Origin of the sequence: Streptomyces spororaveus, from assembly GCF_016755875.1 — a bacterium.
In the GTDB taxonomy this organism is placed as follows: Bacteria; Actinomycetota; Actinomycetes; order Streptomycetales; family Streptomycetaceae; genus Streptomyces; species Streptomyces spororaveus.
This window is the reverse complement of the sequence record NZ_BNED01000005.1, coordinates 1194880-1221308: the sequence shown is the minus strand read 5'-3', so window position 1 is coordinate 1221308 and position 26429 is coordinate 1194880. Positions and strand designations below refer to the sequence as shown.

General features: G+C 68.2%; 27 protein-coding genes and 1 pseudogene. 19 read left to right on the top strand and 9 right to left on the bottom strand.

The genetic code is table 11. From position 1 onward, the window contains the following. Positions 1–12 precede the first annotated feature (12 nt). From Sspor_RS08370 to Sspor_RS08320, 11 genes are all read left to right on the top strand, one after another. On the top strand, positions 13–882 hold the full coding sequence (locus tag Sspor_RS08370) for a winged helix-turn-helix transcriptional regulator (protein ID WP_202198459.1): 870 nt from the start codon (positions 13–15) through the stop codon (positions 880–882). After that, positions 879–1376, top strand: coding sequence for a hypothetical protein (locus Sspor_RS08365; RefSeq protein ID WP_202198458.1), 498 nt, complete (start codon positions 879–881; stop codon positions 1374–1376). Before Sspor_RS08370 ends, Sspor_RS08365 begins: the two co-directional genes overlap by 4 nt. Further along, entirely contained in the window at positions 1373–1837 is a 465-nt protein-coding gene (locus tag Sspor_RS08360) for a hypothetical protein (RefSeq protein WP_202198457.1), read from the top strand. Before Sspor_RS08365 ends, Sspor_RS08360 begins: the two co-directional genes overlap by 4 nt. A gap of 52 nt (positions 1838–1889) precedes the next feature. After that, complete coding sequence (locus Sspor_RS08355; RefSeq protein ID WP_202198456.1) at positions 1890–3155, top strand: MFS transporter; 1266 nt, start codon at positions 1890–1892, stop codon at positions 3153–3155. 35 nt (positions 3156–3190) lie between these two features. After that, entirely contained in the window at positions 3191–3511 is a 321-nt protein-coding gene (locus Sspor_RS08350; protein ID WP_202198455.1) for a hypothetical protein, read from the top strand. A gap of 153 nt (positions 3512–3664) precedes the next feature. After that, on the top strand, positions 3665–4924 hold the full coding sequence (locus Sspor_RS08345) for an ATP-grasp domain-containing protein (RefSeq protein WP_202198454.1): 1260 nt from the start codon (positions 3665–3667) through the stop codon (positions 4922–4924). Positions 4925–4956: 32 nt separating this feature from the next. Beyond that, complete coding sequence (locus tag Sspor_RS08340) at positions 4957–5796, top strand: SPDY domain-containing protein (protein WP_202198453.1); 840 nt, start codon at positions 4957–4959, stop codon at positions 5794–5796. 531 nt (positions 5797–6327) lie between these two features. After that, positions 6328–7320, top strand: coding sequence for an MSCRAMM family protein (locus tag Sspor_RS41060; protein WP_202198452.1), 993 nt, complete (start codon positions 6328–6330; stop codon positions 7318–7320). 263 nt (positions 7321–7583) lie between these two features. After that, positions 7584–8885 carry a hypothetical protein gene (locus Sspor_RS08330; protein ID WP_202198451.1) on the top strand — a complete coding sequence of 434 codons (1302 nt, stop codon included), beginning with the start codon at positions 7584–7586 and terminating at the stop codon, positions 8883–8885. Positions 8886–9075: 190 nt separating this feature from the next. Continuing rightward, a complete protein-coding gene (locus Sspor_RS08325) occupies positions 9076–9807 on the top strand; it encodes a DUF4839 domain-containing protein (protein ID WP_202198450.1) in 732 nt (243 codons plus the stop codon). Between the two features lie 172 nt (positions 9808–9979). Continuing rightward, positions 9980–10126 (top strand): hypothetical protein, encoded by a 147-nt coding sequence (locus Sspor_RS08320; RefSeq protein ID WP_202198449.1) that lies wholly within the window; start codon positions 9980–9982, stop codon positions 10124–10126. A 164-nt stretch (positions 10127–10290) separates the two neighbouring features. Here Sspor_RS08320 and Sspor_RS08315 read toward each other — a convergent pair whose 3' ends face one another. Further along, complete coding sequence (locus tag Sspor_RS08315) at positions 10291–10857, bottom strand: endonuclease domain-containing protein (RefSeq protein ID WP_202198448.1); 567 nt, start codon at positions 10855–10857, stop codon at positions 10291–10293. 226 nt (positions 10858–11083) lie between these two features. Between Sspor_RS08315 and Sspor_RS41055 the strand changes: the two are divergent. The 6 genes and pseudogenes from Sspor_RS41055 to Sspor_RS08285 form a co-directional block, all read left to right on the top strand. Continuing rightward, positions 11084–11209, top strand: a pseudogene (locus Sspor_RS41055) (LPXTG cell wall anchor domain-containing protein); the annotation flags it as partial. 174 nt (positions 11210–11383) lie between these two features. Beyond that, positions 11384–13273, top strand: a complete 1890-nt coding sequence (locus Sspor_RS08305; RefSeq protein ID WP_202198447.1) for a hypothetical protein — start codon at positions 11384–11386, stop codon at positions 13271–13273. Further along, positions 13270–14928, top strand: a complete 1659-nt coding sequence (locus tag Sspor_RS08300; RefSeq protein ID WP_202198446.1) for a UvrD-helicase domain-containing protein — start codon at positions 13270–13272, stop codon at positions 14926–14928. The genes Sspor_RS08305 and Sspor_RS08300 overlap by 4 nt, the downstream gene beginning before the upstream one ends. 245 nt (positions 14929–15173) lie before the next feature. Then, complete coding sequence (locus tag Sspor_RS08295; RefSeq protein ID WP_202198445.1) at positions 15174–15536, top strand: SPDY domain-containing protein; 363 nt, start codon at positions 15174–15176, stop codon at positions 15534–15536. Positions 15537–15589: 53 nt separating this feature from the next. After that, positions 15590–15883 (top strand): hypothetical protein, encoded by a 294-nt coding sequence (locus Sspor_RS08290; protein WP_202198444.1) that lies wholly within the window; start codon positions 15590–15592, stop codon positions 15881–15883. 24 nt (positions 15884–15907) lie between these two features. Beyond that, on the top strand, positions 15908–16654 hold the full coding sequence (locus tag Sspor_RS08285) for an SPDY domain-containing protein (protein WP_202198443.1): 747 nt from the start codon (positions 15908–15910) through the stop codon (positions 16652–16654). 410 nt (positions 16655–17064) lie between these two features. Here Sspor_RS08285 and Sspor_RS08280 read toward each other — a convergent pair whose 3' ends face one another. Then, positions 17065–18741 carry an NAD(P)/FAD-dependent oxidoreductase gene (locus tag Sspor_RS08280; RefSeq protein ID WP_202198442.1) on the bottom strand — a complete coding sequence of 559 codons (1677 nt, stop codon included), beginning with the start codon at positions 18739–18741 and terminating at the stop codon, positions 17065–17067. Between the two features lie 817 nt (positions 18742–19558). Between Sspor_RS08280 and Sspor_RS08275 the strand changes: the two genes are divergently transcribed. Both Sspor_RS08275 and Sspor_RS08270 read left to right on the top strand, forming a co-directional pair. Beyond that, a complete protein-coding gene (locus Sspor_RS08275; RefSeq protein WP_202198441.1) occupies positions 19559–19951 on the top strand; it encodes a hypothetical protein in 393 nt (130 codons plus the stop codon). A gap of 183 nt (positions 19952–20134) precedes the next feature. Next, positions 20135–20443: a hypothetical protein gene (locus Sspor_RS08270; protein WP_202198440.1), complete on the top strand. Its 309-nt coding sequence runs from the start codon at positions 20135–20137 to the stop codon at positions 20441–20443. A gap of 507 nt (positions 20444–20950) precedes the next feature. Here the strand turns inward: Sspor_RS08270 and Sspor_RS08265 are convergent. The 7 genes from Sspor_RS08265 to Sspor_RS40405 all read right to left on the bottom strand — a co-directional run bounded on the left by Sspor_RS08265 (position 20951) and on the right by Sspor_RS40405 (position 26401). Then, a complete protein-coding gene (locus tag Sspor_RS08265) occupies positions 20951–21169 on the bottom strand; it encodes a hypothetical protein (protein WP_202198439.1) in 219 nt (72 codons plus the stop codon). Positions 21170–21737: 568 nt separating this feature from the next. Then, on the bottom strand, positions 21738–21941 hold the full coding sequence (locus Sspor_RS08260) for a hypothetical protein (protein WP_202198438.1): 204 nt from the start codon (positions 21939–21941) through the stop codon (positions 21738–21740). Between the two features lie 177 nt (positions 21942–22118). After that, positions 22119–22541 (bottom strand): STAS domain-containing protein, encoded by a 423-nt coding sequence (locus Sspor_RS08255; protein ID WP_202198437.1) that lies wholly within the window; start codon positions 22539–22541, stop codon positions 22119–22121. Between the two features lie 218 nt (positions 22542–22759). Beyond that, positions 22760–23452 carry a hypothetical protein gene (locus Sspor_RS08250; protein ID WP_202198436.1) on the bottom strand — a complete coding sequence of 231 codons (693 nt, stop codon included), beginning with the start codon at positions 23450–23452 and terminating at the stop codon, positions 22760–22762. Positions 23453–23538: 86 nt separating this feature from the next. Further along, positions 23539–23961, bottom strand: coding sequence for a hypothetical protein (locus tag Sspor_RS08245; RefSeq protein WP_202198435.1), 423 nt, complete (start codon positions 23959–23961; stop codon positions 23539–23541). A gap of 80 nt (positions 23962–24041) precedes the next feature. After that, on the bottom strand, positions 24042–25778 hold the full coding sequence (locus tag Sspor_RS08240) for a relaxase/mobilization nuclease domain-containing protein (RefSeq protein ID WP_202198434.1): 1737 nt from the start codon (positions 25776–25778) through the stop codon (positions 24042–24044). Continuing rightward, complete coding sequence (locus Sspor_RS40405; RefSeq protein ID WP_237403747.1) at positions 25775–26401, bottom strand: plasmid mobilization protein; 627 nt, start codon at positions 26399–26401, stop codon at positions 25775–25777. Before Sspor_RS40405 ends, Sspor_RS08240 begins: the two co-directional genes overlap by 4 nt. Between the last annotated feature and the right edge of the window lie 28 nt (positions 26402–26429).

Here is a 26429-nt window from a genome sequence, read left to right as displayed (position 1 = left end):
GAGCACCCCCCTTTGGCTACCACCGGCCTGCCCGAATCCATATCGTCCGACCTGTCCCGTGTCACCCAGAGCCTGCAGATGCTGGCCCCGCGGTGGAACGTCTGGGTGCTGCTGACCATGTCCGAGAAGCCGCTGCGCTACCGGGAGATCAAGGGCGCCCTGCCCTGGCTCCCCGACGGCCAACTCCACCCCCGGCTCGTCAGGCTCGTCGACTCCGGACTCCTCGAACGAACCGAGTTCGAGCCCCAGGACGTGCTGTATGGCCTGTCCGTCCGAGGCCGCGAACTGCTGCCGGTCCTCGGAGTGATCGCTACCTGGGGTGGCCGGCACCTGGAGAAGGAGACGGTGCTGGATCCGGCGACCGGTCACCGCGTACCCAAGGCGGTGCCCCGCGCGCAGGACGTCGAGGACACCATCGCGCTGATCGCCCCGCGACAGGCCACCCCGATCCTGTGGGCGCTGCGCATCCGCGGAACATCCAGCGCCAAGGCCCTGGCCGCCACCGCCATGCCCGACCGGCACCTGACCAACGTCTACGAGCCGTTGAACCGCCTGGCCGAGGACTTCCTCGTCACCAAGGACCGTGAGGGCCGCGTCGAACTGACGGCCGCCGGGCGGGACCTGGCTCCGGTCTACCGGGCACTGTCCGCCTGGGCCGCCGGCGCTCCCCTGACCGAGGCCGCGAGCCACCCGGTGTGGGCGCCGGAACCCGAGCAGCCCCGGGACCGCCCGGCCATGTGGGCCGCCACCCAGCCACGTATCCCGGCGGTGCTGACGACCCAGACCCGTGCGACGTGGAAGCCGGGTGATCCGTTCTTCTCCGACACCACCACCGTGATCCGCCCCGCCGGTGCGGCGGCGACTGGAGGTCGCACCCGATGAACACCGACACCCACGAGGCCGCCCTGATACCGGCCACGGCCGCCCTGTCCCACCCGGGCCTCATCCGGATCGTCAGCGAGATCGACGACAACGGGCCTCTCCAACGCCACCTCCTGAGCCGGACCCTCACTGGCCTCTCCCGCTGGCAGCTGCGCCAGGCCTCCGCGGTCGGGCGCGCGCTGGGCCTGCTGAAGGCCTCTACCGACGGCGGGAACCCGAGCCTGGTCCTCACGCCGGCCGGAGAGGCGCTGGCCGAGGTCTACGACATGGCGGCCCGCTGGGCCCGAACCCACCACTACCCCTGCGAGGTGAGTGACTTCGTCACCCGGGTGCAGGCCACGCTCACCCTGCTCGGCGAACACGACGGCACGGCGGGCGACGAGGTCCCGCACGCACCGCAGGTCGCGCTCGCGTCATGGGTCCGCGACCATGCCGCCGTCCTCGGATGCCCCCTGGCCGGCATGTCCCCGGACGAGATGGAGCTGGCCGCGTGAGCGCAGCACCGTTCGCGGGCACCGTTGTTTCCCTGGGGACCAGTGAGGTGGCCCGCGCGGTCGGTATGGACCCCAACGTCTGGGCGTACAACGCGATGAAGGACGCGCCCGGCCACGTGCAGGCGACCGTCATGGCCGTGATGAACACGGCGCTGAACGTCAATGCCGTGCAGCGGCAGCTCCTCGACGATGCGGCTCGCGCCGTCGAGGAGCTGTCCAAGGTCCTGACCGGCAAGGACGCCACCGATCACCGCTCAACCGCGGGCCTCCTCGGCGATCGGAGCACCCGCATCGAACACCTGGCGATCCGGCGCGGCGAACTCCTCGGCCAGCTCGACACGCACCTGGCCATCTACCAGGAAACCGCGGCCGAGCCCAAGTCCCCGGCCGCCCCGTCGAAGGCCCTTGGCCTGTCGCATCCGGCGGACACCCCGCCGAAGGCGTGCACGCCGCGCCGCTGACCCCATTCTGTTCTGCTCGCCGCGGCGGGCGTCTTCTTGCGTGAAAGCGACGATGACCGATCTTGTGATCGCCGGCCCACGGCATGCCCTCCTCCCGCAGCTGTCCCTGCTGCGCCGCATCTACCTTCCCCGTACTGCCGATGCCGGCGCGTTCGCGATGACCACGTACGGCATCCCGCTGATCGTGCTCGCCACCACCCGTTCCGCCACCCTCACCGGGTTGGCGTTCGCGCTGGAGTGGATCCCCCGCCTCGCCGCGTTCTCCCTGGCCGGAACGATGGTCGACCGGCACGGCACCAAGAGGGTCTTCCGCATCGCCTCCGTGCTGCGCGCCCTGGTGGTCCTGGCCGCGGCGGCCATCCTGCCCACCCAGGCCGGTGGCCCCGGAGCGACGATCACGGTGATGGCACTCGCCGCCATCACCGGCGTGGCCACCGAGTTCTCCTACATCGCGGCCGAGACCGCCGGGGCCACGGCCAGCAAGGACGCGGGGGAGCAGGCCCACCGGGTGCAGTCGGCCCTCCTGGGCATCGACCAGACCGCCACCCTCGCAGGACCCGCAGCCGCCGGATTCCTCCTGCACTGGGCCGGAGTCACCGGCACCCTGATCACCATCGCCGCCTGTTCCCTCCTGGGCGCCGCCCTCGCCCCCTGGCACCGCGAGACCCGTCTGGTCCCCGCCGCCGCGTCCGCGCTCACCGGACTGGGCACCGGATGGAAGACCCTCGCCTCCCTCCCGGCCCTCGCGTGGCTGATCGCCGGACTCACCGTCTCCAACATCGCCACCGGCATGCTCCAGGCCGCCGCCCCCATCATCGTCGTCCAGCACCTGGGCTACTCCAGCGCCGCCGTCGGCGTGATCTGGTCGGCCGCAGCCGCAGCCTCCCTCCTCGCGGTCGCCTGCTGCCGCTACGCCATCGACCGCGTCGGCCTGTGGCCCGCCGGGGCCGCCAGCGCGGTGGTCGCAGCGCTGGCCGGCCTCGCCGTCTCCCAGGCCGGCACGTACAACCAGTTCCTCGTCCTGACAGCCGTCCTGATGGCCGGCGAAGGCGGCATGACCGTCGTCCTGCGCACCCTTCGCTCCCACCTCATTCCCGAGCGGGTCTTCGGCGCCACCCTCAGCATCACCATCCTGATCATGCTCCTGCCGTTCCCGCTCGCCGGAGTCCTCGTCGCCCTCACCCCCGCGGCGGCACTCGGACACGTCCTGACCGGCTGCGCCGCCCTCCAGGCCATCGGCCTCCTCGCTGCCTTCTGGCGTCTGCGCCACGAACCCGCCATGCGCAACCGCCGTAGTCCCGCGCCCAACAAGCCCTGACCTGCCCAGCCCCGCTCACCCGACCTGGGAGACCTATGCCCCCGCACCTTTCGGCCATCTCCTCGCTCAACGCCGACCAAGCAGCGGCAGCGGGAAGCCTCGTACGCCTGCTCACCGACCGCTTCGACACCCTGCCCACCGCCGAGACCAACGCCCTGGCCCAGACCCTGCTGGCCGACGACGGCCTCGTCGCCGACATCCAGCACCTGCTCCGCACCGTATCCCTCTGGGCGGGAACCAGCGGTCCGTCCCTCTACGAGGGACCGCTCCCCTTCGAAGTCCAAGACGCACTGGGCCAGGCAGCAGACCAGCTGGCACCGCTGTCGCTCCTGGCCAAGGAGACGGTGTTCCCCTGACCCTGTCCCGCAGGCAACCACCACCCACAGCTGTGACACCCGCGTCCCGCATTGCCGCTCCCGCCTGCACCGAAGGCCCTGCCCGGCGCCGCTGAACTTCCCCCGCCCCCGTTAGCCCCCGCTCCCTGTCTGTTTCGAAAGGCTCCCCAACTCTTGACTCCGTCCAGGCCCCTTCACGCTGCCACGTCCCGCCCTGTTGTCCTGGTCGTTGCGCCGAACGATGAGCTGTACCGCGGCTACTGCCTCGAATCCGTCGCCGCCGCTTACGACACCGTCGTCATCACCCCGGCCGCCCTCACCTGGGAGAAGGACCTCGTCGTCGACCACGAGGTCGCCGACCCGTACGACATCCAGGCGCTACTGGCAGCGGGGGAGGCGCTGGCCGCACGACAGCCCATCTCCGCCGTGCTCACCTGGAACGAGTTGCTCCTGGTGAACACCGCAGTCCTCGCCCAGCGCCTGCAGGTAGTCACCGACAGCCCGGACATCCTCCACGGATGCCGCGACAAGGCCACCAGCCGCGAACTCTTCGACCGCCACCGAGTCCCGTCCGCCCGGTCGATGAAGGCCGCAAACCTCCTGGAGGCGGCCCTCGCCGCCGTCTTCATCGGCTACCCCGTCGTCGTCAAACCGTCCGGGCAGGCCGGCAGCGTCGGCGTCATCCGCGTCGACCGCGCCGAAGAACTACCCGCCGGCTTCGAGTTCGCGACCGAAGGCGCGAGCCTGTGGGGCGGCGAGTCCACCGACGTCCTAGTCGAGGAGTACCTCGCTGGCGAAGAGATATCCGTCGAGTGTGTCACCCACCGCGGAGTCACCACCCCGGTCGCGGTCACCCGTAAGCAGCTCGCCTTCGCCCCCTACTTCGAAGAAGTCGGCCACACCGTGGACGCCGCCGACCCCCTGCTCCGCCGCGTCGGACCGGTCGCCCAGGCCGCCGTCGCCGCCCTCGGCCTGACCACCGGCATCCAGCACGTGGAAATGCGCCTCACAGCCACAGGCCCGCGGATCATTGAAGTGAACGGCAGGCTCGGCGGCGACCTGATCGGCCGCCTCGTCCTGCTCGCCACCGGCATCGACCTGCCGCGCACCGCCGCTGACCTCGCCCTCGGCCTCCAGCCCGACCTCACCCCCACCCGACAGCAGGCCGCGGCCGTCGCCCTCCTCTACCCCGAGGTCTCCGGCACCGTCGTCGAGCGAGGCATCGACGCCGAGTTCGCCGAGGCCACCGACTGGCTGGAGCAGGCCAGCTGGATCCTCTCCCCGGGTGAGCAGGTCACCCTGCCGCCTGAGGGCGACGTCGATGTCGCCCGCGTCGGCCTCCTCGTCGTCACCGCCCCCGACGCCGACCAGGCCGAAGCCCGCATCCAGGCCGCCCGCGACCACATCACGATCACCGTCACGCCGACCGCGTAGCCGCCGCCCGCACCTGCCCTCTGGACTGCTCTTTGACCGACACCGCACCTGAACAGATCGACGGTGACGTTTACGTCACCCCCCGATACCTGGCTGGCAGCGCCTGGATCGGCGATCCCGCCCTCCAGCCCCTGTTCGAACTCGGATGGCACCGCCACCACGACGAGGTTGGCAACTTGTACGTCGCCTCCCCGGACCGCAAGGTCCGCCTCGGCTTCCTCCCTGAAGGCGACGACGACGGCCTGTGGCGCATCACGGCCTACCGCGACCCTTTTGCCGCTCCTGCCTGGGGCGTGTGCTTCAACGACATGACTCCCACGGAGCTGGTCACCGCCTTCACCACCGCCCTCGCCGCCGCGTACACCCAGGGCCCCGACGCCTATCTCGACAAGGAGCCGCGCGACCGCTTCGACGCCGTTGCCCCGCTCATCAAAGGCGGCTGGGAACTCCAGCACCCCCGCTGGGGCGTCATGGAACTCCAGAGCGCCGACGGCCTGGCCGGCCTGGAGTACGTCACCGGCCGACTCGACGAGACCAAGGAGCTGACCACGCTGGAGGCCCGCTGGTACATGTGGGGCGGCCCGAAGGGACCCCGCTGGTACGCCACCGCCTCCACCGGCACCCCGGTCCACCTGGTCACCGCGATCACCACGGCCCTGGCCGACCCGGCACCCGTTCCGCGCTGGCAGAGCGGCATCCTCTCCTCCCTTCGCCCGCACATCCAGCTCACGCCGATCGTCCCGCCCCCGCCGCCGGCCCCCACTCCGCTGGACGTGCACCGCCGCACGACAGCCCGACCCCGGCCGGTGCTCACCACGACCAGCGTGCCGCGCTGGAGCACCAGCACCAGCCCGGCCCCCGCTCGCCGCTGACCATCATCTGGAGCTCACCTGTCCCTGCACGCAACGGAGTTCTTCGCCGAACTCCAGCCACCCTTCCCCGGCGCGGTCGTCGGGAACACCTACTACGGCACCCCCGCAGCCGACTCCCCGGTGCGCATCCGCATCGACTTCCAGAGCACGATCCGGCACCGGGAATACGACGGCTTGCGCCTGGCAGTGCTCCACCCCCACCTGGGAACCCTGGACATGGCTTCCCTCTCCTTCGCCGACCACCAGACCTTCGCCCGGCGCGACGCCGCAGCCGGTATCGGCCCCGGATGGGACGGCTACGCCCGCATCCGCAACTGGCACGAGAACGGGCCCCCTCCCTGGAAACGGCGCCGACCTGACCGGTCTCCGCCGCGCCATCGGGCAATACGCCCAGATCTGGATCCCTACCTCGCCACCGGCACCAGCCCACGCGAAGCTACCCAGTCCGCCGTCCGCACGCCCCCCGACCGGCCGCTCCCACTGACCACGCCCCGGCACCACTTACAAACGATCAAGGAGACCACTCCCTTTATGCGCCCCAGCACCACCAGCCGATACGCACCCACGGCTGTCGGCATCGCAGCGGCCCTCGCGGCAGGAGCCCTGCTCAGCGCCTCGACCGCCTGGGCCGAAGCCCCCGAACCGCAGCCCGGCACCGTCGAGATCACCAAGAAGGACCCCGACGGAGCCTTCCTCGTGGGCGCCGAGTTCTCCCTGCTCGACACCCTCAACGGGAGCAAGGCCCTGACCGGCAAAACCAACGCGGACGGCATCCTGCGCTTCGAAGGCGTCGCCCCCGGCGTCTGGCGGCTCAAGGAGACCGCCACCGGAAGCCCGATCCACGACCTGGCACCGGACCAGGACGTCATCATCACCCCCGGCCAGACCGCGAAGCTCACGATCATCGACCACTTCAAGCCCGCCGACCTCACGGTCACCAAGACCGACAAGACCAACGGCAAGCCGCTCGCCGGCGCCGTCATCAACATCATCCCGGCCAGCGGCGACGGCAAGCCCGTCACCCTCACCACCGGCAAGAACGGCACCGCCACCACCAAGCTCCCCGTCGCGTCCCGCGCCGGCACCGCCTACACCGCCACCGAGACAAAGGCCCCCGACGGCTACCAGCTGGACTCCACTTCAGTGAAGATCACCGCCAGGCCCGGAGCCCCGGCCACCGCCGCCTTCGCCAACACCAAGAAGGAGCAGCCGACTCAGCCGCCCACCACCCCGACGCCGACCCCGACGACCCCCACCACGCCGCCACCCACACCGTCGGACAAGCCGACCCCCAGCGCCCCGCAGCCCTCCACATCCACATCCACATCCGCAGCCCCGGTCCCCGACCAGACCACGTCCAGCACTTCTTCCCCCGCCCCGACGGGGTCCCTCGCCCAGACCGGCGCGGACGCCACCGGATGGCTGCTGGCCGGAGCCGGAGTACTGCTCGCCGCAGGCAGCGGTGCACTGTTCGCCGTGCGCCGGCGCCGCAACACGGCCGAGGACGACGCAACCACTAGCTAACCGGACCAGCACCCGGAACTGAACATCACTGCCTCCGTGGGCCCCAGGAACCGTCGTCGGTTCCTGGGGTCCTTTGCATTGCCCAGGGGACGCCAGCATTGGTTCCGTGGACAACGCCTCCTCAAGGAGAATCCGGCGGCATCTGTCCGTCTTCGGCGCCCTTGTTCTACGTGCTTCCGAACAGAACCGACTGCCAAAAGGCCCTGCGGCGTAGGTGCGGTCAGCCGTAGGATCCAAGGTTCTTTTGATTCAAGGAGGATCAGATGGAAGCTCTGTCACTGGAGGAGCTGCGTGCAGCGGACGAGCGCACGCTCCACTTCACGCCGTACGGCCTGGGCGGGGCCGTGGCCCCTGAGGTTGCCCTGGACTTCCAGCAACACGTGGTCGCCCAATACACCCTGGCCGCCGATGTCGCAGAGGGAACCCGCCAGCGCTTCGAGCAGCTCCGCCGGGTGCATGCCTACGGACTGTTGTGCTACGACCTGTTCACGATGGTCAGCGACGCAGCCCTACTAGTGATCGAACAGGCGCTGCGGGACAGGTTCATCGACATCCACAACGGCGCCGTCGTTGTCCAGGACGGCGACGGGAACGAACACCAGATCTCTGCCACCGACTACGCAGACTTCTACGAGCAGTACAGGAAGCTCAGGGGCCGCAAGATCCAGATGGGGCCAACCCGGACGTGGACCCCATTCAAGGGCATGCTCCACGACCTATACACCTGGGCACGGCGGGAACGGCTCCTGCGAGGCCAGCGCAACCGGGGTCGGGAGAAGGCGATCAAGGCATTGCGGAACATGGTCGCTCACCCCAACGGCTACCACCTCACCACACCCGTCGATGCGGCCCACACGCTCGGCAGCCTGGCCGAGATCATCAATCAGCTGTGGGGACACCAGACGCCCGGGGGCCGGCTGTACCCGGCCCCCATTGACCGCAGGACTGTCGCCGTCGGATGGAACGCGGAAGGCGACAAGATCACGATCTGCCAAGCCGAGAACCTGCCCACAGCCGCGAAGAGCGACGAGTGGGAGTACGTACTGGTGAAAGCGGTCTTCTCCCCAGGTGAAGCGGAGGATCCCACGCTCTTCGAGTTCGACTCCCTCGTGGAAAACACCACCTATCCGTGCGACCTCCTGTGGGGGCCCGGCAAGCAAAGCCAGGCCCTGGTATGGCTGGAGACCAACCAGCCTGCGGCCGACACCTGCGATCATCTCGACCGGATCTTCCTGATCCGACACCACGACGGGCTGCTGCATCTCCCGATGCGCCCCGAGATCGCGGCTGGGCTGCCCGCCACCGAGCACGCTGGCACCTGGTACACAATCCGCGCGGACGACCCTCGCGACGCCTTTTCCCACGCGCGCCAACTCACCCAAGCAGCGCCGCAGCACACCTCAACCGGAGAGTGCGGACAGTGCTCTGCCGCGACCATCAAGCGGGGCACCCATGCGCAGGCGCTGGCTGCGGCTGCACACGAGGGCGCAAACGTAGTGCCGATCCGCCCGCCGGATGTCAGGACACCAGGCCGACTGCCCCGGAGCATCGCGCTCCAACCGTGATGGAGAACGTGACGCCGAGCCGGTGGTTCATCCGCGCTCCGCACGGCAGGAAGTATCCCGCCCCGCTCGCGCCTGTACGCCCCAGACGCGGCCGACGCTGGGGTGACGTCGGTGATGCCAAGTTCCTCGTGGAGTCCCCTATGCTCGCGAGGCAGTTGGTATGAACAGTTCATTTGGGGGGCGGAGTCGCATGGCCGACGAGATCAAGTACGAGTACAAGACCGTGCAGACAGTTCGCGGCACCGACGGCTTGGTGATCTCGAAGATGCAGAAGGACGGCTGGGAGCTCGTCGAACAGGCCCAGGGCATGCTGCGCTCCACCCTCGACTTCCGCCGGCCGAAGAAGCCGCTGCCGCGGCTCCTGATCGGCACCGCGGTTGGCGGCCTCGTGATCCTGGCCATCGTCATCGGCGTGGCCGCGGCACTCGAGGACGGAGGCGGGAAGAAGGACGAGGCGAACAAGCCGACGGTGGCCCCTGCGAGCGCAGAGCCCTCCGCCACGTCGGCTCCGACCGCGGCCAGGTCGGCTGCCGGGGAGGTGATCACGCCTGAGAACAACCCGGAGTTCGCGGCGCTGCTGAAGACGCCGGACTCGTGCGACAGCGCGAACCTCGACTTCGCGACCAAGTACAAGGGCAAGACGGTCGCGTTCGACGGCTCGATCGTGCACATGGCGCCCCACGGTGACGACGACACCCGCTACGACTTCCTCCTGGGCCCGGGCGACAAGGGACCGAATACGGGGATCGGCCCGGCCTTCAAGTACGACGACGTCAACATCCTCGACCTGAAGCTGACCGGCCGGAACACCCCCGCCACCGTCCGCGCGGGCGATACGTTCCGCTTCGTCGCCGAGGTGGGCGAATTCAACGCGAAGCAGTGCCTCTTCTTCCTCGACCCGGTCTCGACGGAAATCCGGTAGTCGAAATGGGCAGCCGCGTCATCACGGACCAGCGTGCCCGGCCATTTTCTCAGCGATGATCATTTTGTAGCGTCTCGCCGCTCGTGGCACAGGCTGAGGTCGTTGACCAGCTGTTCTTCCGTTGTCTCAGGTCGATGGCACAACTGGTCAGTCTCGAGCCTGGCATTTCTTCATGCTGTCGATCGGCAGGCCCAGGCTCGGCAAGTCCTCGCACCCCAGCACCGAGTGGACCCAGGGCGTCCGTGAGCCAGCGCTGCCGCGCGAGCACTTCGCCGCCACGCTGGTCCCGCGACGGCACCAGCGCGAGGAGGCGAGGTGAGTTTCGCCCGGACGCTGCCGGGCTGGACAGTGGGAGGACTGACCGCGTTCAGGAACCGACCGGGGCCGCCGCAACCTTCTCCGCGGGGATGAGGCGAGACACGGGCCAACTTCTAGACGCTTCCTCACAGCCCAGGGGGCGGTGGGGCCTCAGCGGTGGAACGCTCACGCCCACCCCACATACCCGTGCTTGACCACCTGCGCATCGTGTATGAAGGCCCAGGAGGTTGGCAGGTAGGCATCGTCGCGGCTGCGGATGACACGGGCTTCTGGGCGGCGCGCCGGCGGGTTGGCTAGGTAGGCGTCGATGTCCGGGATCGCAAAGCCGGCGCCGCGACGGCGCTTGCGCTCATACGGCGCCAGCTCGTTCAGGTTGCACGGGCGGCAGAGGATCCCGCGAACGCAGCAGCGGTTGCTGGAGCCCTTCATGCCGCAGCAGTGATGGTCGTGATCGATCTGCCAGGGGCGTGGTTCGACGTGAGGGATACCGCCGTCGCAGGGCTCTTCATTGTTCCCGCAGAGGGCGCACCGAAAATTTTGTGCGCGCCAGATGGCGTTGTACTGGGGGATGGTGAGTCCGTACTTCTCGATGCCCCGGCGCATCCGGTAGCACCCTTGGCACTCACGGCCCCGCACCAGGCGGGCCGCCCATGCCCCACAGTCGCAGAATTCACCGTCCCCCTCGAGTTCGATCCGCGTCATGATCTGCTCGATCTCTTCGGGGGAAATCATGCCGGGATCCTAGAGCTCGCCGCTGACAGCGCCCACCGTCGTCGATGTTCTGTGTCAGCGTAGGTAGTCTTCGGCGATGCGCTGACCTGGGCGGACTATGTTCGTTGACAGACGAGTTGCCTCGGGTGGACTGCCAACCGCAGCTCGGGGAGGGAGAAGGCTCGACGGTGTCCGGCAAGCGCGATGAGACACCTCTTCCCCCGCTCCCACGGGGTCCCTCGCCCAGACCGGCGCGGACGCCACAGGATGGCTGCTGGCCGGAACCGGAGTGTTGCTCGCCGCAGGCGGCGGTGCACTGTTCGCCGTACGCCGACGCCGCAATGCGGCCGAGGACGACGCAGCCGCCAGCTGACCGGACCACCACCCAGAACTGAACTACCCCACGCGACAGGCCCCAGGAACCGTCCCGGTTCCTGGGGCCTTCGCGTGTCTGCGGTCCAGTTCTGCCTCGCACGCCCGTTCTAGTCTTCTTGCGGTAAATGCCATGCTTCACCAGGGTGCTCTCCGCGATGATGGTGCGGTGCGAGTGACTCGACTGCTGATATCGGACTTCCGGGGCTGGAAGTCCCTCGACTTGCGCCCTCGCGAGCACGCGGTCGTGGCCGGCGTGCCCCGCGCTGGCCGCAGCGATGTCATCGAGGCGCTGGCGCGCGTGCTCGACCCGGAAGCTGCGCATGCTCCGTCGCTGTCGGACCTCCATCAGAGTGTGCCTGCGGAAAAAGATGGCGAAGGCGAGAGTTCCCAGTCCGGTGATGGCGCGGAGGGGGCGCTACCTGAGTCGGCAGAGTCGCTCCGGGTTTGGACGGCCGAGGTGGAGGTCACCCTCTCTGATCTCGATCCGGAGGTCGAGCAGTTGATCGACGGCCACCTCCAGCCGCTCGACGCGTCGGGGTCCGCCTCCGAGAGCGATGAGGCGGACCCTTCCGCTCCCCAGTGCGTCCGCCTTACCTATCGGCTCGTCTACGATCGCGAGACCGAGGTGCTGGAGTCCGTCGTCTACTATCCGGCGGGCAGCAACCCGGAGACGGGGAAGTTTGCACGCGTGTCGGCTGCCGTACGCCGGGCACTTCCGGTCATCACTCTCAATGCGGGCGTTCCCCTGCAGCTTCGAGCAGGCGGGAACCTGCGACGGTACGTCGAGGAGCGGGACTCCAAGGCTGCCATCGCCGCGTTCGAAGTCCTGCGCGCCGCGGTGAGCCAGGCCGTGGCCGATCTGTCCGCGGCCCCGGCCATCACCGAGGCCGTGGACGCTCTTTTGGCCGTGGGCGGCACAGGCAAGCGGCTGGGGGACCGCCCGATCACTGCTGGGGACATCGGCTTCCTGGCCGAGGACGGATCCGTCACCGCCCTTCTGCGTACTCTGCGAGCTGCGCTGCGGCTGGACGCTGCCGGGCCGCTGGCCTTGGCGAACCATGGCAGTACGGTGACCGCCGTCCTGTCCATGGCCGAGGCCATGTTGCTCGCGGACGTTCCCGGCGCGGTCGTACTCGCCGATGACTTCGGGGACCAGCTCGACGCTGCCACCGCCGAGCATCTGGCGTCACTGATCCGCAATCGGTCAGGACAAGCCTGGCTGTCGACCCGTCGCCCTGAAGTTGCGCGAGCATTCGAACCAGGTGAGGTGGTCCGCCTCGTCCGCCACGGCGGCCAGCGGGCGCACCACCAGCTTCCGCAGGTCAGTGACCGCAAGCAGCTCGTCGCCCACCGCCAGCTCCACACTCAGCTGCTCCCCGCGCTCACCGCGCCCGCCGTCGCAGTAACCGAGGGGCCGCACGACGTCGCAGTCCTCGGAATGGCCAACCGTCGGTACCCTCCGAGCAGGTTGCCTCTGTCCGCCTACGGTGTTCGTCTCGTCGCCGCCGGGACGGGTGCCGACGGTGGCATCGACCAGGTCCCTCAGATCGCCGACCTTGCCAGGCAACTCGGCTTCCGCGTTGTCGGCGTTGTCGACGCCGACAAGCCGTCCCAGCAGTCGGCTGCGCAGCTCGACAAGGTTGAGAAGTCGTGCGACGTCGTCATCAGGCTTCCGGAGAAGACCGCGATCGAACGTGCGATCACCGCCGGCGTCTCGCTGGCTCACCTCGCCGCGGCCAGCTCGGTTCTTACCGCCTTCGGGCAGCAGGATCCCCTGGCCATCGAAGCAACCGAGCGGACCGTCACGAAGCTTTGCATGACGCTCCACGGCAAGAGCCTGCACGAGCCCTTCCTCGACGCTCTCTATCGAGAGCTGCAGCCGGAACCTGCGAACCCAGAAGTCCAAGATGGGGAGGGGGCGGAAGAGGAGGAGCCTGTGGTGCACCCGCCGCTGCTGGTGGCGATTCTGGACGCCATTGCCACGGCCGCGAGCTCCAGCTACAGCGGCCCCACGACGATCGACCTTGAGGATGTCAGCCGTCCTGACGAGGGCGCAGCGTGACGTACGAGGCCAAGGGGAGGCAGCGAGACGTCGTCGACAGCACCGCGCCGGTGCTCGTCGTACTCGGGGGCGCCGGCACGGGCAAGACCACCACCGCCGTCGCAGCAGCGCGCCGCCATCTCGAAGACGCCGACGAACGATTGGCCCTCCGGCGCCGAACGGCTCATCAGTCCGGACGTAGGACGAGGCTTCCCGCCTCTGAGCGGGTACTCTTCCTTTCCTTCTCCCGCACAGCAGTGGCACAGATCATCGACCGATCGTCCAATGTGATCGGAACGCTGGCACCCCGCCTGGAAGTCGCCACCTTCCATGGCTTTGCGTGGCGCATCATCAACAGCTTCGGCCCGCACCACGGATACCCGCAGCCCCTCGCGGTGCTGAGCGAAGCGCAGCGCCTCGTCGGGGGAGCCCAACCCGGCCTCACCTACAACCAACTGGTGCCAGCGGCGATGGAGCTGCTCGGTCTGGAAAAGGTGCGGGACCACTACAACGACCGGTATGGCCTGGTGATATGCGACGAGTTCCAGGACACCGACGACGGCGAATGGCAGTTCCTCCAGCAGATTGCACCGGCCGCGCCACGCATCCTGTTGGGCGACGCCAACCAGTGCATCTATGCGGGCTTCAAGCACATTGACGCCGACGCCCGGATCGCCACAGCGATGCGACTGCCTGGTGCCGACAAGATCATGTTGCCGCCGCTCAGCTACCGCGACCCGAGTGGAACCCTGCCGACTGCAGCGGAAGCCGCCTTGCGGCGCGACTTCACCCACGACGCCATCCGCATGGCCGCCGCTGCGGGGCGTATCTCCGTCACCGACTACGTCGACAGCCAGGGACATGCCGAGGTCATCGACATTGCGCGCCGCGCTCGGAAAGGTGGCCACACCGTCAGCATCTTCACCCACACCAACGTGGCGACCTCCGGCCTGTCCGACGCGCTCCTCGCCGATGGCCTCCTGCATGAGCAAGTTGGTCTCACCGAGGCATACGGTGAGGCCCTTGCCGCGCAACTTGCCCTGGTGAAGTTCGCACTGGCGATCCCTGACTCGCGTGCCCGCCGAGCGCTGGCTGTCTACGTCCAGGCCACGGAGCGGAAGGGGCCCAGGGTGGTGCCGCTCGCCCAGCAGATGCTCGACCCTACGACCAACCCGCCCCTCCGTAACGCTCTGAAGCGACTCGCACAGGACCTGCGGGCCTCGGTTGGCGAGGGTGCGCGGCCCGACGTTATGAGGCTGGCCGAGGTGGTCACGAACGCGTACAGCACGGTCGGAGCCGGGCGCGGCCAGGAGACCTGGATTCAGGCGGCCCGTCGGACGCGTGTCGCGTTCCGTCGCTCCGGCGAGGACTTTTTCGACGCTGCCGCGTTCGAGCAGGAGCTGCTCCAGGCACGAGACGAAGCTCTGGTCGGGGCAGGGACAGCCCGAAGAGCCTCGATCCAGGTCATGAATCTGCACCAGACCAAGGGCCGGGAAGCGGACACCACGATTTTGCTCCTCGGCAACAACGAGTTCCACGGCTCTGAAGGAGAGCCGTACCCGACCGGCTCGAAATTGCTGTACGTCGTGATGACGCGCGCCCGGCAAAGAGCGCACCTCGTGGTTCCCAACCTGGTGCACGGTCTTTGGCGACCCCTCGTCGCGGCTCTGCGTTAGGAACGCTGCGCTCTTCTGGGCTGTAGCTGACTGGTGGAGCACAGCTGTGCGGCGGATCGGCATACTGGCCGCCTTGGGCGATTCAGGCCTCCGCCTGGGTTCGCTGTCGTCCGCCTCGCTTGGATGGCAGAGGACAGTTCGCCCGGGGCAGACAGGAAAGATCCCCAAAGGACTGGTGCAACCCGGCAACGGATGTCAACGTAGACACCTTCCCAAGAAACCCCAGGTCAGAGAGGTGTCTGCCCTTGACCGTGGACACAGCGAAGCCCGGATTCTCCACCACGCTCGAGGCCCTTCGGCTGCGTACCTGGCGGCTTGGTCCGGGACAGCCGGCCATGGTGATCGACCAGTTCACCGACGAGGACTTCAAACTCGTCGTGGACGACCGGGCCGATATGCACATCAACTCCCGTGACGGCCGCTTCTATCTCGGATGGTTCCCCACCGGACGCCCCGGCACAGATGGCGACGGCTGGGTGATCGCAGTCACGGGCACGGCCACCGCCCCCGGCTATCGCGTCACCTTCGACACCGAGACCCCCGCCCAGGTCGTAGCCGCAGTGGTGGCAGAGGTCATGGCCACTTCCACGCCCGTACGCTCGCACTGAACCTCTCCCCGCGTGCGCTGCGGCACGAACCCCACGCACGCATCCTGTTGACGATGAAGGAGACCACTTTGGAACCGGAGTACACCATCGGCGAGATCATCGACCGACTCTCCGCCTTCGACCGCGATGCCATCTTCCGGATGGCCATCAACCCGCTCTTCCCGATGGAGCACACGGCAGGCTCCATCGTCAGCACCGTGGACCCGCAGGGCCGCAACGTCGTCTACCTCGCCGAACGCGGCGAGCAGCTCGGCCCCCTGCCCAAGTCTGTAGCCGTTGACCTGACCTGGCACGCGCCGGTCGAAGCCCCGCCCCGCCGGCGCCGAGGCGCCACCGGCAACCTGTAGCCCGTTCTCCCGTTCCGTACTGCCTTGGAGGCGCCCCTGAACTCCCGCTCTTCCCGCTACCCGTCCACCCCCGACCCCGGTCCGTCCTACTGGGTCACTCCCCGCCACCTCGCCGGCGATGACGGTGTCCTCGCCGACCGGATCTGCGACACGCTCGCCGAGTCCGGCTGGACGAGCTGGACGACCGCCCGCAGCACGCTGCTCTTCCTGAGCTCGAACGGTCTGTGCGGCGCCGAGTGGATCCGTACCGACAACGCCTTCCTGTTGGGCGGACTGCCCGTGGCCTGGCAGATCTCCGCCCGCCCCCACCGCGACAGCGCCCTGTCCGAGTGGAACGCGTACTTCACCCCCGACACCCCGCACGAGGCCGTCGCGGACTTCCTCCTTGCCATCGAGGCCCGTACGGATCCCGCCGTCAACTACTGCGGCCCGGAGGCCGTCATGTCGGCGTTGACCGGCATGGGCTGGCCCCGCGACTTCGACCACCCGGAGACCACCGCCTGGGATGCAGGGATGTCGGCGGGCTTCACCCGGGGGCCGCTGCCGGCGGGGATCCAGGACGGGGACCCGCGCCCGGACCTTGAGGGCTGGCAGGCATGGGCCGAGCCGGTCATCGGCGCCGCTTACCTCTGGTGCGCGACCTTCAGCGCCAGCACCCCTCACGACCTGGTCGCGGCCTTCGCCGCCTCGATCGCCTCGCCCGCCCCGGTGCGGCGCCGAGTCCTCCCGGAACTCGCCGCGGGACGTCTTACCTTCAGCCTCCCTGGCTGACACTGCCGCCCTGCACCGCAACGGGCTGCCGTCCGTCCTTCTCCAGGTCGGCGGCAGCCCCCTTCGGCATGTCCACTTCTCTGACCGCCAGGAGGCCCTTTGCCCTACCCCCTGATCCGCCTCTCCATCGGCCGCACCAACGGCGTCGCCCACTACGGCGTGATATTCGGGAGCGGCGAGCCCTTGACGGCATGCGCCACGCACTCGTCCGACCTCGCCCCGATCGGCGACGGTACATCCCACCAGACCTGCCAGAGCTGTACGAGGGCCCTCCTGGTGCTCAATACAGGACACGAGATTCGCGTCCGATGTGCCGAATTTCTAGATCCCGCCGTATTGGAGGTCGCGCTGTCGCTGACGCAGTCAGACTCAAGGGAGCTTACCCAGCGGTCGTCCGCTATCGCCATGTACTAGCTTGCCGCCTCTTTTGCGTCATGAATGACTTTCCGCAAGACCCAGGCCTGGCTTTCTTCGTCCTTGAGGATCTCCTGCCACGTGTCTTTCAGATAGCGCTCCATCGAAGCAACCGCTGCTACGCCTTGTCCTACAGCCTGACCGACGCGGCCGTGCGCATGAATCCGGACATCGCCTGCAGCGAACACTCCAGGGGCACTGGTAGCGAACATCAGTTCACGTTTGGGGTCGAGGTAGGCATCCGTTCGAATGAAACCTCTATCGAGCTGGATGTTGACGCAATCATCGTCTGGCCCATGCTCGTCTTTGATAATGAGCCAGTCAGTGGCGGGTTTGCCGCCAGCCAGCACGAAGACTTTGGTAGCCGGAATTTCCTCCCCGTTGGATAGCTGGACATGCGTGAGGCGGTGGTCGGTATCGATGAATTTATTGACTGTAAGCGGAGGGTTCTTGAGTTCGATCTTTTCCTCCCTGTGGATGGCAGCCTGCAAATGATAGGACATGGCAATCTCTTCCGCCGCAACGGTTACGAATGTTGCCCCGCAGGCGTTGAGAAGTAGTGCCGCCTGGCCCGCAGAATCTCCCCCACCGACAATCACGACCTCCGTCCCTGCTGCCGTCGCCGCGTCACACTTTTCCATCCCGTATTGGACTTCTCCGCTCGCGGTAAACTGCTGTTCGCTCAACGCTTCCGGCGAGTCAGGGTTGTTGAAAATTGACTTGGGTTGCCGTCCGCAGGCCAGAAGCACCATGGCTGCCGACGCTACTTCGCCTCCGTTGCCGGTTTTCACGTCAATCAGGTAGCGGCGGCTATTGGTAGGGTCTTTCCTGAGTCGTGCGGCTGTCCAATTGGGCCTGATATCTACTTTCAGCTGAGCCGCCTGTGCAACGGCGAGCTTGAGTAGTTTCGTCCCAGTGACTCCACCAGGAAAGCCAAGGTAGTTCTCGATCAGATTGATCGACATAACCGCATTGCCACCCGGATACTCGCCCCCGATGACTAGCGTACTTAGGCCAGCATTAGCGCTGGCGCTGATCGCTGCGGACAGGCCTGCGGGACCAGCGCCCACGACGACCAGGTCGTATTTGTGGTCAGATCTAGTCGGGGTTTTGATGAGTCCTAGTTCGATATACAGATTACTGGCAGTGGGATTAAATTCCTTCCCCGATCTGACCTTGGCTGCGATATCAGGTCCGCCTTCTCTGGGGATCCATTGGTACGGGATCCCATGGCGCAACAGAAACCATCGCAGGCGGATCGCCCTCACGGTTTCGTGAGGTCCTTCAAGTTGCAACATATCGCGTGCTGGTTTCCAGTCGAAGAACGATTGCTCTACGCGTTGTTCGAACTTCCCCTCTGACTTGAGAGACCGGAAGATTCCGTCATCCAGGTTCTGGTGAAATTCGTGTTTTTCGGGCAGTGGCTCCACTCCCGCACGGACGTTGTGCTCTTTAACCTTGGCTTTGATGCGTGCCTGGTTCGTTCCGGGCTCAAAGAATGCGCATACGAGACGCTTGAACCACGATTTTTGGCAGGCGAGATCGAGCTCGTTGAGCTGTAGGCCGATTACCTCGATACTGCCGGCGCACCATTCCTCAAGCTGCTCAACAAGGCACTTTCGAAGCCTTGGGCGAGAATGGATGACAAGAATTACGGGCCTATCAGCGGACATGGCACGTACCGACTTCTCTTCCCGCGAAAACGGCGCTGCCAGGAGTCGGGGCGGTGAAGGGGCAGCGATCCGCAGTTTTCTTCATGCCTCCTGTGTTCCACCAGCCATACACGCGCCCACGCAACATTGCGCCACACCATTCATGTGGCCCAACGGTGCATGCCCACGCCCACCCAGCCGTCATCCACCGCCGCCCGATGTAGGGGCCAGGGCTGTCACGTCGCCGCAGCTCAGCGCCGCTTGGTCTGATGACGCCACGCGTGAGCCAGCCGCAGAGTACGTCCCCACCTCGACAGGAATTCGACCGCTGCAGAACATGTGCTCTCCGCCAGTACCCCGCCCCACTCCGGCGAGCTTGAGGCGCTGCCCGCAGCCGGCGCGGGAAGGAGCGCAGCCGCCCACGGCCCGATCCCCGGCCACCTCCTCGGCTACTGCAGCAAGACCCTCGACTATCGCCGCGCCACCAGCAAGCGGCCCTGTGCCAACTGCGCCCACCTCACCCAGACCCTGGAAGCACTGCGCCGACGAGCGGGCGAACTTGCCCTGCCCGCGGCCGAGGCGTGCCACAGCGACGACAGCATGCTGTGGACGCCTCACGGCGCCGGACACCTCACCTTCGGACCAGGCCATGGCGCCCCAAGGCACCGCCCTCTTCGCCCGCCCACGAAGCTCTCGCGTCCGATGACCCGCTGGCGGCCACTCTTTAGATTCCAGTCCATCTTGGCAGCACGAGGAGCCAAGCCGGTTAAGTGAAAGGGTGTTGCCTATCCGGCCGGAGCGGGGAGAGACTGCTTGCGAGCCGAGAGTAGGTGCGCCCGTGGCAGCAGCCGAACCGGAGCACGTCGCCTGGTTGTCCGAGAGGCAGCTGGCCCGAGCCTGGCCGACCATCCGGGCGCACTGTCTGGACGCCAGCGCGAATGCCAACGGAGTCCGCAGCAAACTCCATGTAGGAAATTCCACTTATGGCCCGAGCAAGTGGTGCACGTACCACCCCGCGGACGTCGCCCGGGTGGCCAGGGCGATCGCCGACGGCACCGCGGAGCTCCAGCCGGACTGGCGGAACGACACCCCTGAGGCCAAGCTGCTCGATCAGCGCGAGCGCAGGGAGAACCTGCCCGGTGCCATCGGGTGCGCCCTGCTCATCGCCGTTCCGTTGGCAATCATCGTCGTTCTCCTGATCATCTTGTGGAACGGCTCCGGATCGTCTTAGCCCTCCTACTGGCACTGACCCGCAAGAGCCCGCTCAGTCGAGATCCGCTTCACCGCCCTCCGCCGCAACCGTGCCACCGGCCAGACGTACTGCGGCGAACGGCAGCCCGCCGTACCGGACCCCGGGGCTCACGAGTGCCCCGCCTGCCTGCGCCTGTGGGCGGAGGAGGAGACCTTCCGCCAGATGTATACCCTGCCCGAGATACGCGCGCACGCGGCAGCACGGGATGCGGATATCCACGGCGTCTTCGAGGAACGAGCGTGGCTGCTGGAACCGGGCGACCGGTACACGCTCTCTGGCTGCGGTGAAGCCCACCATGTGGTCGCCGCCTCCAGGCACCGCTACGACAGCCACATCGACCTCGTCGTCTATCTAACCGGCGAGGACCGCGTCACCGATGCCCGCGTCCACCGCGACCGGCTCCTCGGTATCCAGCGCCCCTTCGCCGACGGCAATGCGACCGCACTGCCCGCCCCGCAACGCGAGGCGTAACGTGCCGCGGCGCCTGGGGAGATCGACAGAGCAGGTCTGGGCCACCCTGAGTACGGGGTAGTCCACTTCCAGGAGGCGTCGTCAGCCCGCCAGGCCCGGTTCCCACTCCGTCAGGAGAAGGGAACCGGGCCTGGCGCGTACCCCCGCGCACTGCCCCTCCCAGCGCTGGCCGCTCGCGGCCTTCGTGGCCCCCAGCAGGCCAGGCGATGTGGGCTTGCGGCCGTGGTGTTCACCCGTTTGAGGGATCTCGTACGTCCCTCCCGTATCCGTACAGTCGAGCATGGGCTGGGATGGGGACGGGAGCTTCGGGATGCAACGCGAGCGAGCCCGCAGCTGTTCAGCAGATGTGGCGACGCGTGACCGCTTCTCATGAGCTCGCAGCGGTCCGGGACCCGCGGGCCGGCAGCGATGACGCCCCTGATGCCCGTCGCGGTACCGCGCCGCATGCCAAAGGCGCCCAGACTGGAGCCGGCCCAGCCGACGCGCTGGTGCCCGTTGCCTGTGTCGTCAGAGTGGTGACTCGGCCCAGGTCTCTGGTCCGCCGCCGCGCCATTCGACGAGTTCGGGGTCCGTCAGGTCGAGGTCCTCGGCGTCCAGCATCCCGGCAGCGGTGAGGAGTACCGTGATGTCGGAAACCTGGTGGGCGACGCCGATGGGGGCGCCCTTCCAGCGCACGCGTCGCCAGTTGTTCTCGTCCGGAGGCTCTACGACCAGGCGCGGGGGCATGTCTCCCACCCTCGTACGAATGCCGGGAGCCGGCGCGTGGCAGCGGGCCGTACGGGTGGCCGCTCTGCGGGGGCACCAGCCGTGCCCGCATCTCGCGGTTCTCACACCGGCTGGCCTGCGACTTACCCCCTCGTGGATCCTGCGTACGCGCTGATGCGCGGGTGCGGGCTGGCGATTGCCGGGGCTTTCCTTGGTTTCGCCCTGCGTGCCCGCGGCTGCTGGGACTATTCGATGGGTAAGTGTGCGCGTTGAACCGTGGTGAGAGATTGCCCGCGCCGGCACCGCAGGAGCAGACGATGGAACCGACGACACGATGCCGCCCTTCGGCGGACCTGTTCCCGTTGAAGGTCGTCTTCTGCGGTTCTTGCCGGGCCACTGCGGCCACTGGTGGAGCGCGGACTCTCAGTGCTGACGGGGCGTTCCTCTCGGTGACCTGGCACACCTCTGCCTGCCCGCACCACGCAGCTGATCTCATCCTTGCCGAGGACAACTGACGGCACGTCGAGTGCTGCTTCTTCTCGTGACCGTCGTGGTCGTCCCTGTCCCACCGCGCTGCTGAGGTTGGGTGTCAGGCGTGGTGGAACAGGACGCCGGTGTCCATCCGGTGCAGGCCACCGGGCGGCAGGCTCGGACGGCGGGGCACTTCACGGCCTTCGGCGAGCCACTGCCGCTCCAGTGCGTCGTAGACCGGCGTATCGGAGACCTTCCGGGGCGCCCACTCCAGCGGGGGGAAACCGGTCCAGTCTGGGGGTGAAACGGTTTTCTGCTCCATGTCTGCTTCCAACGAGGCTGCTCGGCCGATGTGGCGGCGCGTGACCATTCCGTCATGAGCTCGCAGCGGTGCAGAACCCGCGGTCGGCAGGCAGCGATGACGCCCCCGGCGCCGGGCGCGGTACCGCGCCGTTCGTTAGAGGGGGCGCAGGTCTGGGATTACCGGATTCGCGGACCTTCACTCACCTGGTGCGGTGGAGGCGATCGGCGTTTCGATATCGAAGTCCGCGAAGTGCCGAGCGCGCTGTGCGCGTTGCTCCATAAGCTTGCGGAAGCCCGGCAGCGCGTACCGCTCCCCGGTGGCAGAACCCGGCCCTCGGATACCGGCGACGTCTGCCATGAGTTGCTGGGGCTGGGGCTGCCAGCCGACGGCCAGGACGCGCAGGCCCAGGCACTCCGCGCGCCGGTGCATGTCCAGGAGATGGAGCAGGCCGGCGGAGTCCATGGATACCACGCCGTGCAGATCGACCATGAGGTCCCGCGTGTCGACGCCGACGCCGTCCAGCGCCTGCTGGAGCACCGCCCCCGCGTCCTCGTCGAGCTGCCCGCTGGCACTGACCAGGACGGAGCTGCCGCAGTGCTGGACGTCCGTGGTGATCATCCGTCCTCCTTCCCCCGGGGCACCGAGGCCTGCGGGGCCACCATCCTGCCCCGGTGCTCACCGGCGTCAGTGTGAGGCGCGCTGACGTCCGGCCTCGCGCGTGGTGGAGGCCGGATCAGAGTTGGACCGAGAGGGGCTGAACCGTTTGGCGGGAGGGATGATATGCAGGTCGGCCCCGCCGCTCCTGGGGGAGTGGCGGGGCCGGGCACGCGGTGCGGTCAGCTTGCGGGGTGTGCCTTGGCGAGGGCCTTCTCCACGTGCGAGTCGACCAGGGCCGGTGATCCCGAGACGATCAGCAGGACGGCTCCGGTGCGGACGGCGGTCTGCTTGACGATGCTGTCCTGTCCGCCGGCGGTGAAGGTCAGCAGCTGGCTCCATGCCTGGTCGCCCAGGGCTGGGGCGGCGAGCTTCTGGGTGGTGATCTTGATGGGCTTGCTGCCGACTACCACCTGGTAGACGGCGCAGCCGGTCATCGCGTTGAAGATCCGCTTCGTGCCGTCGGTCAGCTTCGGTGCGGTATCGCTGTAGAGCGCCTCGGAGATTTCGGAGCCGGTGTCGCCGCTGTAGAGGAAGGTGGCCTTCGCCTTGTTCGGGAAGTCCAGGCTCCCGCCGGCGGCGGCGTCACCGCCGAGCTGTTCCAGCGCCGGGCAGCCGATCACCGTCACGTCGTCGTGACGGGCGGCCTTCTCGGGCTTGCGGGTGTAGTCCTGGCCGAGATCGGCCTCGGCGAGGAGCCGTCCGGCGAGCACGGAAGAGGACAGGGGAGTGCTGGACGCCGAGGGGCTGGCCTTGGGCTGCCCCGACAGCTCCCCGAAGGGCGAGGTGGAACCTGCGGCGGTGCTGCCGGAGCACCCGGATATGGCGAAGGAAGCGGCGACGGTCAAGCCGGTGGCGATGGTGCGCATGCGCATGTGAACCCCTGGGGTGGTCGATCGGGTCTGACGGCCGGGCCCCCGTGGGGCTCTCCTCCGGCGTTGTGGGTGGCAGGGGTTGTGGTTTAGTGGCCGAGGAAGCGCAGGCACGCCTCGTACGAGGCGTGCTGTGCGGTGATGGGCCCGCTGATCGTGTTGAACCAGGCCGCATCCAGCCGGGGCTCGACCTGCTGGTGGCCGGCCGGGCAGCGCAGCCACACGCCGTCATTGGTGCTTGCGACGATCCACTTCCGGTACGCACCGCAGTCGCTGCAGGCGCGGACCTCGCCGTCGAGGACGAGCGGACTGTCATGGGCCATCAGCATCCCGGCCAGCTCCTCGCGCGTCGGCAGGCGCAGGTCGGGCGGCAGGAAGTCGTCCACGACCGGCACGGATCCCGGCGCCTGGTGGTCCGGTTCCAGCGGTGGTTCGACGTGCGCCGCACTCCACGCTTCCCACCGCTGCTGGGCTTCGAGCCGTTCTCGTCGTTCGCGATTGCGTCCGAACATGAGGTCCCCCCTCGTCCTTGTCCTGCCGGGCACCATAGATCGTGCACCATGCCCCTGTCGTCGTTCCACTCTGAAATCTCTCAATGTCCACGGGTCCGGTTACGGCTGTCCTGGCGGGTGCCTGCGGGGCTGTTCGTGTGCGAACGCGACGGCCGTTCGGTGGTATTGCCGTGGAGGGGCATCGCGGACGCGTCGGCGGGGAGCCCGGCCAGACGACGCAGCCGCCACACCAGGACATCGCTGACCGAGGACGCGGTGTCCAACTCCCTTCGCCCAGTGGCCTGCACGAGGAGGTCGGCCGGATCGTGGCCGGCCGCTTCGGCGTCGGCGAGGGTGGCAGCGAGCGCAGGCCACCCGGCCTCGGCCAGGACCTGCTCGGCGAGCTCCGGCACCGCTTCGCGCAGGACGGCGGCATGCCGCCGCTGGAGTGCCGGGGGCAGGAGGCGGCCCCGCTGGTGCAGTACGGCCATGGGGTGGCCGGATGCGGCCTGGTAGGCGGCGCGCAGGTGTTCGGCGGCCTGCAGGGCAGCAGCGGCCTGCTGGGCGTGTTCCCTCTTTCCGTGCCATGCCGCGGCGGCGGTGACGAGGAAGAACGCCATGTCGATCAGCATCGCGGTGCTCGCCCCGTCCTCCCCGCGCCCGAGTGCCGGCCCGCCGTGGACGAGGTCACGGGCGGCCTGGCGCAGGGCGCGGTCGTGCCCCCGTGCTGCCCGGACGTGGGAGCGTGACGCCCGCTCGAACGCGGAGGCCGCCTCGCCCAGTTGCTTGCGGGTGTGCGCGGCGGAGGTCTTGGCGAGCGCGTCCAGGACCTCGCCCGCCGCCGCGATGTGCGCGGAGATCACGCCGTCGTCGCCGTCGTCGAACACCAGCACCGCCTGCCACGCGGCGGTCGTCGCGGCCCGCCGCGCGGAAGCAGGACCGGGCACCGAGCGCAGCGGAGCATCCGCGGTGACGCCCTCGCCGTCCTGCCCGGCCGCCACGGTGGCCGTCCAACGCTCGCGGATGCGGGGCAGGGACAGGTCCGGGGCGAGCCGCGCACCCGGGTAGAAGACCGGCTCACCCTTCTTGTTGCGGTCATCGGGCAGCGCGACCTTGTACCCGAGGAGATCACCGGACGGTGCGACCCGCTTATGGACGAGCAGACCCGATGAGGCCAGGCGTTCGAAGAACTCCCCCTCGCTCTGGGTGCCGGCGACCGCACGGCGCACCGTCTCGCGCAGTTCTTCCCGGGCGGTGCGCTCGCGGCCCTGGCGCTCGGCCTTGTGGCGTTCGGCGCTGGTTGGGCGCTGGGCGGCGGTGCCGTCACCGGGCGCGACCTGGTGCAGGCCGAGTTCCTTCTCGATGAGGCGGCACTCGGCCTGGGCCCGCTTGCCGGAGCGGAAGTCGTCGGGGCGGCTGCCGTCCTCGCACACCAGGGTGGCGATGATGTGGATGTGGTCGTCGGCGTGCCGTACGGCGGCCCAGCGGCAGGCCGGCTCGCCGTCGCCCGGATCGATGCCGGTGGCGGCTACGATCCGGCGGGCGATCTCGCCCCACTCCTCGTCGGAAAGGATCCGGTCGCCCGCGGTGGCGCGCACGGAGGTGTGCCACACGTGCTTGGCGGGTCGGGCGTGCTCCGGGAGGGCCTCGACGGGCTGGTCGAGGAGCTGCTGGAGGTCCTTCAAGGTGGCTTTCGGATCCCGACCGGGATCGGGGGGCATGCCGTCGAAGGACGCGACGAGGTGCGGGTCGGTGTGCTCCTCGTGCTTGCCCGGCCCGTACAGGTAGGCGAGGAGGCCGATGGTCCGCGATCCGGGGTCGTTGACGCTGGGGATCACGGCGTGCGCTGCGCGATCAGCTGTGCGGCGGCTTCGTGAACGGTCTCGGCGGCCCGCTGGACGGCGGAGAGCGTCGCGTCGAGCTGGGGGACGTCAGCACCTGAGTTCAGGGCCTTGGAGACCTGGTTCAGGTTGCTGCCGGCCCAGCCGAGCCTGCGCCGGCTCTCGAACAGGGCGGTGATCACTTCGCGCTCGTCGGCGATCTCGGCGCTGGTGCGGTCGAGGTCACGGGCAGCGGCGAGAGCGGCGCGGGCAAGGAAACCGGCGACGGACAGATGACAGCTGGCAGCGGCGGACTTGATCAGCGAGAACTCTTCTTCGTTGAAACGGGTATTGGGCTGGTGCAGGCGCTTCTTCTCTCGCGGCTGGCGCGGGCGCTGTCGGGCGCGGTCGGCGCGGTCACGGCGGCTGCGACGCTCGGACGGCTTCTCTTCCTGCTCAGGCTTCGATCCGCCCCCGGTCGAAGCCAGAAGGACCTGCGCCCCCTGGTGCAGGTCCGCTCCCGCCCCCTCGGGGGCGGGTTTGACGGAAGCTACGCTTCCGTCCCAACTTGCTCGCCGCGAGGTCGAGTTGTCTTCCGGCTGATCGGGGTCGGTGGTCGCGCTATTCGGCGGGTTCGCCATCGGGTTCGGGTCCTCGTGATGCTGGTTC